The sequence below is a fragment of the Bacillus sp. FSL R5-0593 genome (genome assembly GCF_038603755.1).
GTDB classification, from domain to species: Bacteria; Bacillota; Bacilli; order Bacillales; family Bacillaceae; genus Bacillus; species Bacillus velezensis.
On sequence record NZ_CP152011.1, the window covers coordinates 75,451 to 89,242 of the forward strand.

Sequence of the window (13,792 nt, forward strand, 5' to 3'; positions counted from 1 at the left end):
CGCTCATGCTTCTTCTTTGCTTGGAGGGAATGAAAGTGATAGGATATGTATATCTTTAAAAAACCTGCTCATTGTGAGGGGGACATTGTGAAAAGCGTGGAAGATTTTTTCAAAACATATCATCTTCAGGCGGAGGGAGAAACGATTATTGCCGGGGTCTCCGGAGGCCCTGATTCAATGGCGCTTCTCAGTATGCTGAATAAGCACTTCGGGCATTCCTCCGTTATCATAGCGGCGCATGTCGACCATCAGTTCAGGGGTCCTGAATCTGAAGAAGATATGAAGTTTGTGCAGTCATATTGCGAAGCGGAACATATCCTCTGCGAAACGGTACAGATTGATGTTTCTGCATACGCAAAGAAGAATAAGCTGAACAAGCAGGCTGCCGCGCGTGATTGCAGATATCAGTTTTTCGAAGATCTGATGACAAAACACCAAGCGAAGTTTTTGGCGCTGGCTCATCACGGCGATGACCAGGTTGAGACAATACTCATGAGGCTTGCGAAAGGTACGCTCGGGGCAGGGCTTGCGGGAATGCAGCCCGTCCGCGAATTTGCATCCGGCTGGCTGATCAGGCCTTTCCTCTATGCGGCAAAGGATGAAATCCTTGAATACTGCCGTCAAGAAGGGCTCAGCTACAGAACGGATGAGAGCAATGCAAAAGACGATTATACAAGAAACAGATTCAGAAAGACCGTGCTTCCTTTTTTAAAACATGAATCACCTGACGTTCATAAAATGTTTCAAAAGGTGAGTGAAGCACTGACAGAAGACGAACAATACCTGCAGTTATTAACGAAAGAACGAATGAATAAGGTTATTACAAGCAAGTCTGACACATCGGTTGAAGTCAATTCCTCTCAATTGCTTGCCCTTCCGATACCTTTACAAAGAAGAGGAGTTCAACTAATATTAAACTATCTTTATGAAAACGTTCCATCGTCGTTTTCCGCCCGCCACATACAGCAGTTTCTCGAATGGGCGGAAAATGGAAGCGCCTCGGGAGTGCTTGATTTTCCGAAAGGGCTGAAGGTGGTCAAATCATATCAGACATGTTTGTTTACATTTGAACAATGGCAATGTGAAAAAATTCCCTTTGAGCTGCAGCTGCAAGGAGCGGAAGGCGAGACTGCTGTTCTCCCCAACGGCTTTATGATAGAGGTGGCCGATCAGGCTGACCCTCATATCAAAAATGGGAATGCTGTTTTTATGACAAGCAGAAACAAGGTGCAATTTCCTTTAACAATCCGGACGAGAAAAATCGGTGACCGGATCAAACTTAAAGGGATGAATGGCTCGAAAAAGGTGAAAGATATATTTATTGATCATAAACTGCCTCTGCGGGATCGGGACGAATGGCCGATTGTAACGGATGCGAGCGGTGAAATTATCTGGCTGCCTGGCTTGAAAAAATCCATCTTTGACGATCTTGTGATTTCAAACAGTGACCGCATTGTATTACAATATAGACAGCATGAAAAGTGTAGGGGGCAAGCATTAACATGAAACAGGATATCGAAAAAGTGCTGATCTCAGAAGATGAGATCCAGCAGAAAGTAAAACAGCTTGGAGAACAATTAACAAGCGAGTACAGCGACACGTTTCCGTTGGCAATCGGTGTGTTAAAGGGAGCGCTTCCTTTTATGGCTGATCTTATAAAGCATATTGATACATATTTGGAAATGGACTTCATGGATGTATCAAGCTACGGAAATTCCACGGTTTCTTCCGGAGAAGTCAAAATCATCAAAGATTTGGATACATCTGTAGAAGGCCGGGACATCTTAATCATTGAAGATATTATCGACAGTGGGTTAACCTTGAGCTATCTCGTAGAACTCTTCCGATATCGTAAAGCGAAATCAATTAAGATTGTTACCCTGTTGGATAAACCAAGCGGAAGAAAAGCGGACATTAAAGCAGACTTCGTAGGCTTTGAAGTTCCTGACGCGTTTGTTGTGGGTTACGGACTTGATTATGCCGAACGCTATCGCAATCTGCCTTACATCGGAGTATTAAAACCGGCGATTTATGAAAGCTGATCGGCTGCCTGCTTCCGAGATGGTTATCGGTTGTATTGGAATGATTTTCTATGGTACTATTGAACATAGTTGTGCTTACTGTGGGAGGAGGTAAGGAATGAATCGGGTCTTCCGTAATACCATTTTTTATTTACTTATTTTATTAGTAGTAATCGGGGTTGTGAGTTACTTCCAGACTTCAAACCCGAAAACAGAAAATATGTCGTACAGTACGTTTATCAAGAACCTTGATGAGGGGAAAGTTGATAGCGTATCGGTTCAGCCTGTCAGAGGTGTTTATGAGGTAAAAGGACAGCTGAAAAAATACGACAAAGACCAGTACTTTTTAACACATGTTCCTGAAGGAAAAGGAGCAGACCAGATATTTGACGCAATTAAAAAGACGGACGTAAAAGTTGATCCCGCACAGGAAACAAGCGGGTGGGTGACGTTCTTAACGACGATCATTCCGTTTGTCATCATCTTTATTCTGTTTTTCTTCCTGCTCAATCAGGCTCAGGGCGGCGGCAGCCGTGTCATGAACTTCGGAAAGAGCAAAGCGAAGCTGTATACGGAAGAAAAGAAACGCGTGAAGTTTAAAGATGTAGCCGGCGCGGATGAGGAGAAGCAGGAGCTTGTTGAGGTTGTTGAGTTTCTGAAAGATCCTCGCAAATTTGCCGAGCTTGGCGCCAGAATCCCTAAAGGCGTGCTGTTAGTCGGACCTCCGGGAACCGGTAAGACGCTGCTTGCGAGAGCCTCAGCCGGTGAAGCGGGCGTTCCTTTCTTCAGCATCAGCGGATCTGACTTCGTTGAAATGTTTGTCGGTGTCGGTGCTTCCCGTGTGCGTGATTTATTCGAAAATGCGAAAAAGAATGCACCTTGTCTGATCTTCATTGATGAGATCGACGCGGTGGGACGTCAGCGCGGCGCAGGTCTTGGCGGCGGGCATGATGAACGCGAACAGACGCTGAACCAGCTGCTTGTTGAGATGGACGGTTTCAGTGCGAATGAAGGAATCATTATTATCGCTGCGACAAACCGTGCGGACATTCTTGACCCTGCATTGCTCCGTCCGGGACGTTTTGACCGTCAGATTACGGTAGACCGTCCGGATGTCATCGGCCGTGAAGCCGTATTACAGGTGCATGCGAGAAACAAACCGCTTGATGAAACGGTGAACTTAAAAGCAATCGCTTCAAGAACACCCGGTTTCTCAGGCGCCGATTTAGAAAACCTTCTTAACGAAGCGGCACTCGTTGCTGCCCGTCAAAACAAGAAGAAAATTGATATGCGCGACATTGATGAAGCAACGGACCGTGTCATTGCGGGTCCTGCGAAGAAGAGCCGCGTCATATCGAAAAAAGAACGCAATATCGTGGCGTACCATGAGGGCGGTCACACCGTTATCGGACTTGTGCTGGATGAAGCCGATATGGTTCATAAAGTAACGATCGTTCCGAGGGGGCAGGCTGGCGGATACGCGGTCATGCTTCCGAGAGAAGACCGTTACTTCCAGACAAAACCTGAACTTCTCGATAAAATTGTCGGTCTTCTGGGCGGACGCGTTGCCGAGGAAATTATCTTCGGCGAAGTCAGCACGGGCGCTCACAATGACTTCCAGCGGGCAACGAACATTGCCAGAAGAATGGTGACAGAGTTCGGTATGTCTGAAAAACTCGGACCGCTTCAGTTCGGTCAATCTCAAGGCGGTCAAGTATTCCTGGGCCGGGATTTCAACAACGAGCAAAACTACAGTGATCAGATCGCTTACGAAATCGATCAGGAAATTCAGCGCATCATTAAAGAATGTTATGAGCGTGCGAAAACCATCCTGACTGAAAATCGCGATAAGCTTGAATTGATTGCTCAGACATTGCTTGATGTGGAAACATTAGATGCGGAACAAATCAAGCATCTTGTGGATCACGGAAAACTCCCTGAGCGCAATTTCTCAGATGACCATCTTCAAAAAGACGATGTGAAAGTAAACATCCTGTCTAAAACAGAAGACGAAAAGAAAGACGAGCCGAAAGAATAGTTCGCTTTCTGATATGAAAACCGCCGGCGTATACCGGCGGTTTTTTTACTGGTTTCGTTTTGTTTACAAAAGAGCCGCAGATCGTGTATGGTATTGTAGAATGTTGAAAATGTTATGATTAGAAACTATTCAAAAGTGGTGATAGAGGTTGTTACTGGTTATAGATGTGGGGAACACCAACACCGTGATTGGTGTATATCATGATGGGGAATTAGAATATCATTGGCGCATAGAAACGAGCAGGCACAAAACAGAAGACGAATTCGGCATGCTGCTCCGCTCCTTATTTGAACATTCCGGACTCATGTTTGAACAGATTGAAGGGATTATCATCTCATCCGTGGTGCCGCCGATTATGTTTTCTTTAGAAAGAATGTGCACAAAATACTTTCACATCGAGCCGCAAGTTGTCGGCCCGGGAATGAAAACAGGTTTAAATATAAAGTATGACAATCCGAAAGAAGTGGGAGCTGACAGGATCGTCAATGCCGTTGCGGCGATCCAGCAGTATGGAGGCCCCTTAATTGTTGTGGATTTCGGAACGGCGACGACGTATTGCTACATTGATGAAAACAAACAATACATGGGCGGCGCGATTGCTCCCGGCATTACGATTTCGACGGAAGCGCTGTACTCACGTGCGGCGAAGCTTCCAAGAATTGAAATTGCCCGTCCGGACAATATCATCGGCAAAAACACGGTAAGCGCTATGCAGTCCGGCATCCTTTTCGGCTATGTCGGACAAGTTGAAGGTATAGTGAAGCGGATGAAATGGCAGGCAACACAGGAACCGAAAGTCATTGCGACAGGCGGGCTTGCGTCATTAATCGCAAACGAATCAGACTGTATTGATATTGTTGACCCGTTTCTCACTCTGAAAGGGCTGGAAATCATTTATGAGCGAAATCGCGTGGGTCACGTATAGGAGGTAAACGATGGATTATTTAATTAAAGCAATTGCATATGACGGTAAAGTGCGGGCTTATGCAGCCAGAACGACAGATATGGTTAACGAAGCGCAAAGAAGGCATGACACATGGCCGACGGCATCAGCCGCAATCGGCCGGACGATGACAGCTTCTCTGATGCTCGGAGCGATGCTTAAGGGTGAAGATAAGCTGACAGTCAAAATAGAAGGCGGCGGCCCGATCGGAGCCATTGTCGCAGATGCGAACGCAAAGGGTGAGGTAAGAGCATACGTATCAAACCCGCACGTTCATTTTGACCTCAATGAACAAGGGAAACTGGATGTCAGACGGGCGGTCGGAACTGACGGAACACTCAGTGTCGTAAAAGATTTGGGCTTGCGTGATTATTTTACGGGACAAGTAGAGATTGTCTCGGGTGAACTCGGTGATGACTTCACGTATTACCTTGTTTCTTCTGAACAAGTCCCTTCATCTGTCGGCGTAGGTGTTCTAGTGAATCCTGATAACACGATTCTCGCTGCGGGCGGATTCATCATTCAGCTTCTTCCGGGGACTGATGAAGAAACCATTTCAACAATTGAAAAGCAATTATCTCAAATCGAACCGATTTCAAAATTGATTCAAAAAGGCCTGACACCGGAAGAAATCTTAGAAGAAGTTCTGGGTCAAAAACCGGACGTTCTCGAAACAATGCCGGTCAAATTTCACTGTTCTTGTTCAAAAGATCGATTCGAAACGGCCATTTTAGGACTAGGCAAAAAAGAAATACAAGATATGATAGAAGAAGACGGAAAAGCCGAAGCGGTTTGCCATTTTTGTAATGAGAAATATTTATTTACAAAAGAAGAACTGGAAGAGCTTCGTGACGAAACAACCCGCTAGCTCTTTAGCGGGTTGTTCTATTTTATAAAAGGGATGGGGTAGATTTTGAAATCGAGAACACTTTTGACGATTATTGTAGCGGTGCTGTTAGTATGCAGTGTGACAGTGGCGTATAAGTTAACAAAATCCCAAGCCGCGGGGTCATCTGAAGAATCCATCGCGACAATCGGTGATAAACATATCACACGGCAAGACTGGATGAAAAAGATGGAAGACCAGTACGGAAAATCAACTCTGGAAGACATGATTAATGCAGAAGTAGTGGAAGAGCTTGCGAAAAAGAATAAACTTACAGTTTCAAACAGCGAATTGGAGCGGGAGTTTCTTTTAATCAAAGCGGTAGATAATTCATTTTATGAAGACAGCCATATTACCGAAAAAGAATGGAGAGACCAGATCCGCTACAACATTCTTCTTGAAGAACTGCTGACGAAGGACATCGATATATCGGATAAGGAAATGCAATCATTTTATAATAAAAATAAAGAATTGTACCATTTCGATGATTCCTACAGAATCCGGCACATTGTCGTCAAAAACAAAGATGAGGCGGACAGGGTGCTTGCTGATTTGAAAGGCGGTTCCAGTTTTGAAGCCGTCGCCGCTGAACGTTCCACGGACAGATATACGTCTCAGTATGGCGGAGACCTCGGCTTTGTGACAGAAAACCAGGAAAATATCCCGCACGCATATATCACAGAAGCTAAAAGTCTTAAAGAAGATGAATGGTCCGCTGAACCGATTAAAGTTTCTTCAGGATACGCCGTCATTCAGCTGAAAGAAAAGCTTAAATCGAGAACTTTCTCATACAATGAAGTGAAGAGCCAAATCAGACGCCAGATCGCGATGGATCAATTAGGTGACAAGGCGACAGTCAAAACGCTGTGGAAAGAGGCGGGGGTCTCTTGGTTCTACGGGGAAAAAAGAACTAAATGATTGACAAAAAATTTTGAAATTGATAACTTATATTTATAATACCAATAAATTTAGTCGGAAATTGAGGTGTCCAACATGGTGCGTATTGCAAATTCTATTACTGAACTAATCGGAAATACTCCTATTGTGAAATTGAATCGCCTGACGGATGAAAACAGTGCAGATGTATATCTGAAGCTTGAATACATGAATCCGGGCAGCAGCGTAAAAGACCGTATCGGAGTGGCGATGATTGAAGCGGCTGAAAAAGAAGGAAAATTAAAAGCCGGCGACACAATCATTGAACCGACAAGCGGAAATACAGGGATCGGTCTTGCGATGGTGGCAGCGGCTAAAGGTCTCAGAGCCATTCTCGTTATGCCTGATACGATGAGTATGGAGCGACGCAATCTGCTGCGCGCATACGGAGCGGAGCTTGTGCTGACTCCCGGCGCAGAAGGAATGAAGGGCGCCATTAAAAAGGCGGAAGAACTTGCCGAGGAACACGGATACTTTGTGCCTCAGCAATTCAACAATGCGGCAAACCCGGAAATTCACCGCCAAACGACAGGGAAAGAAATCGTAGAACAGTTTGGTGACGACCAGCTTGATGCGTTCGTGGCCGGAATCGGTACCGGCGGAACCATCACGGGAGCGGGCGAAGTGCTGAAAGAAGCATATCCATCCATCAAAATCTATGCGGTAGAGCCGGCGGATTCTCCGGTTCTTTCCGGCGGAAAACCGGGCCCGCATAAAATTCAGGGTATCGGAGCGGGATTTGTCCCTGAAACATTGAATACGGACATCTATGATCAGATCATTCCCGTCAAAAACGAGGATGCATTTGAATATGCCCGTAAAACGGCAAAAGAAGAAGGGATTCTCGGCGGCATTTCTTCCGGAGCGGCCATTTACGCGGCACTGGAAATCGCGAAAAAACTGGGGAAAGGCAAGAAAGTGCTTGCGATCATCCCTAGTAACGGGGAACGTTACTTAAGCACACCGCTTTATCAGTTTGAATAGAGACATATACACGGCTCCCGGCTGTATCCGGGAGTTTTTTTGTGCCTGAAGCATCGAAAATCCAAAAAACGTTTCGAATTTTATGGTTGGAAGTGAAATTCACTTTTTTCACCAGTGTGATTGCTTTAAAATAAAACTACAGTAAAACGAAGCAGAGGATTGATATGATGGCACAACGCAGACCGGCAGGAAGAAAAATACCTTTTACGAAACAAGCATTTTTACAGCGATATGAAAACCTTTCGAAATCGAGAAAACGGCATGTTCTGCTCGAAAGCGCGAGAGGGGGAAGATTCAGTATAGCCGGTCTAGATCCGATTGCGTCCGTCAGAGGGAAAGACGGAATTACAACGATCAAGCATGAGGGGGAAACACTGTTTAAAGAAGGTGACCCGCTGCGGGCCTTTCATGAATGGTTTGGAACGCTCGGAACGGAAACAAACGTTGAGTTTCCGGACTTTCAGGGCGGTGCGATTGGTTTTATCAGTTACGACTACGCCCGATATATTGAGAATTTTAAGATGCTGTCGTTAGATGATCTGGAAACACCTGATATTTACTTTCTTGTTTTTGATGATGTGGCCGTTTATGACCATGAGGAAGAGGCGTTATGGCTCATTACCCATACTGAAGCGGAAGAAGCGGATCCTGCGGAAGAAAAGCTGTCCCGCTTAGAGGACATGTGGTGTTCCCTCCAAACGGCGGACGAGCCTTTTTCACCGCTGAATCGGAATGGGGACGGATCGTACGCCGCTCCGTTCACTGAAGAAGGATTTTCACAGGCTGTAGAACAAATTAAACAATATATCGCGAGCGGCGATGTGTTCCAGGTTAATTTGTCCATCAGGCAGTCTCAGTCCTTATCCGTTCACCCGTATGAGGTGTATAAACACTTGAGAAACGTCAATCCGTCTCCTTACATGGCCTATCTCGAGACACCGGGGTTTCAAGTGATATGCGGGTCGCCGGAGCTATTGGTGACAAAGAAGGGGAAGAAGCTTGAAACGAGACCCATCGCGGGTACGCGTTCAAGAGGAAAAGACGATGCTGAAGACAAGGCTTTGGCTGATGAATTAATTCACAACGAAAAAGAACGTGCGGAACACGTCATGCTTGTTGATCTTGAGCGCAATGACCTCGGGCGCGTATCGCGCTACGGCTCCGTGCGGGTTAACGAATTTATGGCGATCGAAAAGTATTCCCACGTCATGCATATCGTGTCAAACGTACAGGGAGAGCTGCAGGACGGATATGACGCGACAGACATTATTCATGCAGTGTTCCCGGGGGGCACCATCACGGGAGCGCCCAAAGTGAGAACGATGGAAATTATAGAAGAGCTTGAGCCGACAAGACGGGGGCTTTATACTGGATCTATAGGCTGGTTCGGATTCAACGGAGATTTGCAGTTTAACATTGTGATCCGGACGATCTATGCAGCCGGCGGACATGCTTTCATGCAGTCCGGAGCAGGAGTAGTCATTGATTCGGTTCCGAAGCATGAATACAAGGAATCGTTCAAAAAAGCTTTTGCGATGAAAAAGGCGTTAGAGCTGAGCGAAGAAGAGACAAAAAATTAGACGAGGTGAGCAGAGATGATTTTAATGATTGACAATTATGATTCATTTACGTACAACTTGGTTCAATATTTGGGTGAACTCGGGGAGGAACTGATCGTCAGACGGAATGACGAGATTACGATTGAGCAGATTGAAGAGCTGGGTCCGGACTTCTTAATGATTTCACCCGGGCCGTGCAGTCCTGATGAAGCGGGGATCAGCCTCGAAGCGATCAAACATTTTGCCGGCAGTATTCCTATTTTCGGCGTATGTCTCGGACATCAGTCGATTGCGCAAGTATTCGGCGGCGACGTCGTCAGAGCGGAGCGGCTCATGCACGGCAAAACGTCAGAAGTTATGCATGACGGACAGACGATTTTTAAAGGCCTGCAAAATCCGCTTGTCGCCACCCGGTACCATTCACTTATTGTCAAAGCGGACACGCTGCCGGATTGTTTTACGGTATCCGCTCAAACCAAAGAAGGAGAAATTATGGCAATCCGCCATAATGAGCTGCCTGTTGAAGGTGTTCAGTTCCATCCGGAATCCATCATGACCTCCTTCGGCAAAGAGATGCTCAGAAACTTTATAGAGACACACCGCAAAAAGGAAGTGACGGTGTGATTATATATTTGAATGGTCAATATATAGAGGAGAAAGAAGCGGCGCTTTCTCCTTTTGACCATGGTTATCTGTACGGGATCGGCGCGTTCGAGACGTTCAGGCTTTACAGCGGCCGGCCGTTTCTGCCGGATGCGCATGTCGCCAGGCTCAACAGGGCGCTTCGGGATCTGCAGATTGCATATGAGGTGAACAAACAGGAGCTGCTTGATATGCTCCGGAGACTGTTGCTCCTCAATGACATCAAGGACGGCAGCGCGCGTGTCCGGCTTAACATCTCGGCAGGCGTCAGCGATAAGGGATTTGCCGCGCAGACTTATGAAAAGCCGACCGTCCTTTGTTTCGTCAACCGGCTCAATCCGGAAACTCTGCCTGTTCAAAAAGAAGGCAGGCTTCTCTCTATCAGGAGAAATACGCCTGAAGGAACTTTTCGGTTAAAATCCCATCACTATTTAAACAACATGTATGCTAAACGGGAGATCGGGAATGATCCCAATCTTGAAGGCATTTTCCTGACCGGAGAAGGAGATGTCGCGGAAGGCATTGTCTCCAACGTGTTTTGGCGAAAAGGAGACAAGGTCTTTACGCCATCCTTGGATACGGGAATTCTCGATGGTGTAACGAGACAGTTTGTCATTGATGAATTGAAACGGCAGGGGACAGAAGTCACCGAAGGCCGATTCCGTTTTCAATCAATGCTTGAAGCGGATGAAGCATGGTTGACAAACTCCGTGCTTGAAATCATCCCGTTTTCTAAAATAGAGGAAGTGCCGCTGCCCAGAGTGAGCGGAAAAACGGTGCAATTGCTCCGTAAGCAGTATCAGCAGGAAATAAACAAAACGAATGTACAGGAGGAGGAACAAAATGGCGCAGCAAACAATTGAACAGCCTAAACTGATTCATACAAAAAAAGGCGCTCTGTCCTATAAAGAGAAGACGCTCGTTATGGGGATATTAAATGTAACGCCAGACTCCTTCTCTGACGGCGGTAAATACGACAGTACGGAAAGGGCGCTTCTGCATGCGGCGAAGATGGCTGAAGAAGGGGCGCATATCATAGATATCGGCGGCGAATCGACAAGACCCGGCGCATCACTCGTGTCGGCTGATGAGGAAATGTCACGAGTCATCCCAGTCATAGAGCGGATCACAAGCGAGCTGGACATTCCGCTTTCAATCGATACGTACAAAGCGTCCGTGGCAGACGAAGCGGTCAAGGCGGGAGCCTCTATCCTTAATGACATCTGGGGGGCGAAAGGTGACCCTGACATGGCGTCAGTAGCCGCCGCACACGGGGTTCCGATTATCTTAATGCATAATCGCATGGAAAGAAACTACAACGATCTTATTCCTGATATGCTTGCAGACTTGATGGAAAGCGTAAAAATTGCCGCAGAAGCCGGCGTCACAGATGAAAACATGATTCTGGATCCGGGGATCGGCTTTGCGAAAAACTATGAGGACAATCTGGCTGTCATGAACAAGCTGGAGGTGTTCAGCGGGTTAGGTTATCCGCTGCTCCTGGCGACATCGAGAAAAAGGTTCATCGGCCGTGTGCTTGACCTTCCCCCTGAAGAACGTGCCGAGGGCACGGGAGCGACAGTATGCCTTGGCGTCCAAAAAGGCTGCGACATTGTGAGGGTGCACGATGTCAAAGAGATCGCAAGAATGACGAAGATGATGGATGCTATGTTGAACAAAGGAGGCGTGCATTATGGATAAAGTATATGTGGAAGGTATGGAGTTTTACGGATATCACGGCGTGTTCGAAGAAGAAAACAAACTCGGCCAGCGCTTCAAAGTAGACCTGACTGCCGAACTGGATTTGAGCAAAGCGGGAAAAACGGATGACCTTTCTTATACCATTAACTATGCGGAATTGTACAGTGTCTGCCGCGGCATCGTTGAGGGCGAGCCCGTTAATTTGGTCGAGACCCTTGCGGAACGGATCGCAGACACCGTCCTTGAGAAATTTGAGCCGGTGCAGCAATGTACGGTAAAGGTTGTTAAGCCTGACCCGCCGATTCCCGGCCATTATAAATCAGTAGCCATAGAAATGACGAGAAAGAAATCATGAACAATACGGCATATATCGGCCTCGGTTCCAATATGGGCGACCGTGAACATTATTTGCGTCAGGCAGTGGCCATGCTCAGCCGGCATCATGGCGTGACGGTGTCAAAGGTGTCCTCCATATATGAAACAGATCCCGTCGGCTATGAGGATCAAGATCAGTTTCTCAATATGGCGGTTGAAGTGAAAACGTCGTTATCTCCTTTTGAACTTCTTGATGTAACGCAGAGCATTGAAGCTGAATTAGGCAGAACGAGAGAGATTCGCTGGGGACCGCGGACGGCAGACCTTGACATTTTGCTGTATAATCGTGAAAATATTGAAACAGAGCGGCTGATTGTTCCGCATCCGAGAATGTATGAGCGCTTATTTGTCCTTGCGCCGTTAAAAGAAATATGCCCGCAGGCGGATCATATCACGATAAGCGCTGAAACAAACCAAGAAGGTGTAAGAGTATGGAAGCAGAAATCTGGGGTAGGCGAATTCGTGCATTCAGAAAGCTGAAAGGTTATACTCAAGAAGGATTTGCAAAAGCATTAGGTATATCAGTTTCTATTGTCGGTGAAATTGAACGCGGAAACCGATTGCCGTCAGATGCCATCATTCAAGATGCGGCAGATGTTTTAAATATAAGTGCGGACGAATTGGCCCCGCCTGAAAAATAGACAAATGAAAGGAGGGGAAAAATGTTTAAAATCGGTGATATTCAATTGAAAAACCGGGTTGTGCTTGCCCCTATGGCCGGTGTCTGCAACTCAGCGTTCAGATTGACTGTAAAGGAATTCGGAGCCGGATTGGTATGCGCTGAAATGGTCAGTGACAAAGCGATTCTTTACAACAACGCAAGAACAATGGGGATGCTTTACATTGATGAACGTGAAAAACCGCTCAGCCTTCAGATTTTTGGAGGGAAAAAGGAAACCCTTGTGGAAGCGGCGAAGTTTGTAGATCAAAACACGACTGCTGATATTATTGATATTAACATGGGATGTCCCGTACCCAAGATTACAAAATGTGACGCGGGCGCCAAATGGCTTCTCGACCCTGATAAGATTTATGAAATGGTATCCGCAGTAGTAGATGCTGTTGATAAGCCGGTTACAGTGAAGATGAGAATGGGTTGGGATGAAGAGCACATTTATGCGGTGAAAAATGCCCAAGCCGTTGAACGTGCCGGCGGAAAAGCCGTTGCCCTGCACGGCCGCACAAGAGTGCAAATGTATGAAGGCACTGCGAACTGGGATATCATTAAAGAAGTGAAGCAATCCGTCTCCATTCCCGTCATCGGAAACGGTGATGTCAAAACGCCTCAGGACGCGAAACGCATGCTTGAGGAAACAGGAGTTGACGGCGTCATGATCGGCCGGGCCGCACTCGGCAACCCGTGGATGATTTACCGTACGGTGCACTACCTTGAAACCGGCGAGTTAAAAGACGAACCGAAAGTCCGTGAAAAAATGTCGGTATGCAAACTGCACTTAGACCGCCTGATTAAGTTAAAAGGCGAAAATGTGGCAGTCAGAGAAATGAGAAAACACGCTGCCTGGTATCTGAAAGGTGTCAGAGGCAATGCGAATGTACGCAACGAAATTAACCAATGTGAGACGCGTGAAGAAGTTGTGCAGCTTTTAGATGCATTTACCGCCGAAGCAGAGGCAAAAGAGCTTCAAGATGCAAAAGTAGGTTAATATACACCCTCTATTGCTGCTCACTGCCAGCTTACCGCTGGCA

At 46.6% G+C, this 13,792-nt stretch carries 15 protein-coding genes; all 15 read left to right on the plus strand.

The window, feature by feature from the left end; translation table 11 throughout:
* The first annotated feature begins 87 nt into the window (after nt 1–87).
* The 15 genes from tilS to dusB all read left to right on the plus strand — a co-directional run bounded on the left by tilS (nt 88) and on the right by dusB (nt 13,749).
* Complete coding sequence (gene tilS, locus NYE36_RS00410) at nt 88–1,506, plus strand: tRNA lysidine(34) synthetase TilS (RefSeq protein WP_094032137.1); 1,419 nt, start codon at nt 88–90, stop codon at nt 1,504–1,506.
* Nucleotides 1,503–2,042 carry a hypoxanthine phosphoribosyltransferase gene (gene hpt, locus NYE36_RS00415; protein ID WP_004264611.1) on the plus strand — a complete coding sequence of 180 codons (540 nt, stop codon included), beginning with the start codon at nt 1,503–1,505 and terminating at the stop codon, nt 2,040–2,042. The genes tilS and hpt overlap by 4 nt, the downstream gene beginning before the upstream one ends.
* 97 nt (nt 2,043–2,139) lie before the next feature.
* Nucleotides 2,140–4,059: an ATP-dependent zinc metalloprotease FtsH gene (gene ftsH / locus NYE36_RS00420; RefSeq protein WP_004264608.1), complete on the plus strand. Its 1,920-nt coding sequence runs from the start codon at nt 2,140–2,142 to the stop codon at nt 4,057–4,059.
* A gap of 148 nt (nt 4,060–4,207) precedes the next feature.
* Entirely contained in the window at nt 4,208–4,984 is a 777-nt protein-coding gene (locus NYE36_RS00425) for a type III pantothenate kinase (protein WP_007409940.1), read from the plus strand.
* A 10-nt stretch (nt 4,985–4,994) separates the two neighbouring features.
* Nucleotides 4,995–5,870, plus strand: a complete 876-nt coding sequence (hslO, locus tag NYE36_RS00430) for an Hsp33 family molecular chaperone HslO (protein WP_004264606.1) — start codon at nt 4,995–4,997, stop codon at nt 5,868–5,870.
* A gap of 45 nt (nt 5,871–5,915) precedes the next feature.
* The gene (locus tag NYE36_RS00435; protein ID WP_094032135.1) at nt 5,916–6,806 is read left to right on the plus strand and encodes a peptidyl-prolyl cis-trans isomerase; all 891 of its coding nucleotides are present in this window, start codon (nt 5,916–5,918) and stop codon (nt 6,804–6,806) included.
* Between the two features lie 75 nt (nt 6,807–6,881).
* Nucleotides 6,882–7,808, plus strand: a complete 927-nt coding sequence (gene cysK / locus NYE36_RS00440; protein ID WP_007615206.1) for a cysteine synthase A — start codon at nt 6,882–6,884, stop codon at nt 7,806–7,808.
* A gap of 167 nt (nt 7,809–7,975) precedes the next feature.
* A complete protein-coding gene (gene pabB / locus NYE36_RS00445; RefSeq protein ID WP_094032138.1) occupies nt 7,976–9,388 on the plus strand; it encodes an aminodeoxychorismate synthase, component I in 1,413 nt (470 codons plus the stop codon).
* Nucleotides 9,389–9,403: 15 nt separating this feature from the next.
* Nucleotides 9,404–9,991, plus strand: a complete 588-nt coding sequence (pabA, locus tag NYE36_RS00450; RefSeq protein WP_007409944.1) for an aminodeoxychorismate/anthranilate synthase component II — start codon at nt 9,404–9,406, stop codon at nt 9,989–9,991.
* Nucleotides 9,988–10,872 carry an aminodeoxychorismate lyase gene (gene pabC, locus NYE36_RS00455; RefSeq protein WP_094032136.1) on the plus strand — a complete coding sequence of 295 codons (885 nt, stop codon included), beginning with the start codon at nt 9,988–9,990 and terminating at the stop codon, nt 10,870–10,872. The genes pabA and pabC overlap by 4 nt, the downstream gene beginning before the upstream one ends.
* The gene (gene folP, locus NYE36_RS00460) at nt 10,853–11,710 is read left to right on the plus strand and encodes a dihydropteroate synthase (RefSeq protein ID WP_007409946.1); all 858 of its coding nucleotides are present in this window, start codon (nt 10,853–10,855) and stop codon (nt 11,708–11,710) included. The genes pabC and folP overlap by 20 nt, the downstream gene beginning before the upstream one ends.
* Nucleotides 11,703–12,065 (plus strand): dihydroneopterin aldolase, encoded by a 363-nt coding sequence (gene folB, locus NYE36_RS00465; protein ID WP_003150671.1) that lies wholly within the window; start codon nt 11,703–11,705, stop codon nt 12,063–12,065. The genes folP and folB overlap by 8 nt, the downstream gene beginning before the upstream one ends.
* Nucleotides 12,062–12,565, plus strand: a complete 504-nt coding sequence (gene folK / locus NYE36_RS00470; RefSeq protein WP_007409947.1) for a 2-amino-4-hydroxy-6-hydroxymethyldihydropteridine diphosphokinase — start codon at nt 12,062–12,064, stop codon at nt 12,563–12,565. Before folB ends, folK begins: the two co-directional genes overlap by 4 nt.
* A complete protein-coding gene (locus NYE36_RS00475) occupies nt 12,517–12,726 on the plus strand; it encodes a helix-turn-helix transcriptional regulator (RefSeq protein ID WP_003150668.1) in 210 nt (69 codons plus the stop codon). Before folK ends, NYE36_RS00475 begins: the two co-directional genes overlap by 49 nt.
* A 21-nt stretch (nt 12,727–12,747) precedes the next feature.
* Entirely contained in the window at nt 12,748–13,749 is a 1,002-nt protein-coding gene (dusB, locus tag NYE36_RS00480) for a tRNA dihydrouridine synthase DusB (protein WP_007409948.1), read from the plus strand.
* Nucleotides 13,750–13,792 lie beyond the last annotated feature (43 nt).

Coding starts and splice junctions, on each gene's coding strand:
- hpt (WP_004264611.1), top strand. CDS start 1,503: ATGAAACAGGATATCGAAAAAGTGCTGATCTCAGAAGATGAGATCCAG.
- ftsH (WP_004264608.1), top strand. CDS start 2,140: ATGAATCGGGTCTTCCGTAATACCATTTTTTATTTACTTATTTTATTA.
- hslO (WP_004264606.1), top strand. CDS start 4,995: ATGGATTATTTAATTAAAGCAATTGCATATGACGGTAAAGTGCGGGCT.
- cysK (WP_007615206.1), top strand. CDS start 6,882: ATGGTGCGTATTGCAAATTCTATTACTGAACTAATCGGAAATACTCCT.
- pabB (WP_094032138.1), top strand. CDS start 7,976: ATGGCACAACGCAGACCGGCAGGAAGAAAAATACCTTTTACGAAACAA.
- pabA (WP_007409944.1), top strand. CDS start 9,404: ATGATTTTAATGATTGACAATTATGATTCATTTACGTACAACTTGGTT.
- folP (WP_007409946.1), top strand. CDS start 10,853: ATGGCGCAGCAAACAATTGAACAGCCTAAACTGATTCATACAAAAAAA.
- folB (WP_003150671.1), top strand. CDS start 11,703: ATGGATAAAGTATATGTGGAAGGTATGGAGTTTTACGGATATCACGGC.
- folK (WP_007409947.1), top strand. CDS start 12,062: ATGAACAATACGGCATATATCGGCCTCGGTTCCAATATGGGCGACCGT.
- NYE36_RS00475 (WP_003150668.1), top strand. CDS start 12,517: ATGGAAGCAGAAATCTGGGGTAGGCGAATTCGTGCATTCAGAAAGCTG.
- dusB (WP_007409948.1), top strand. CDS start 12,748: ATGTTTAAAATCGGTGATATTCAATTGAAAAACCGGGTTGTGCTTGCC.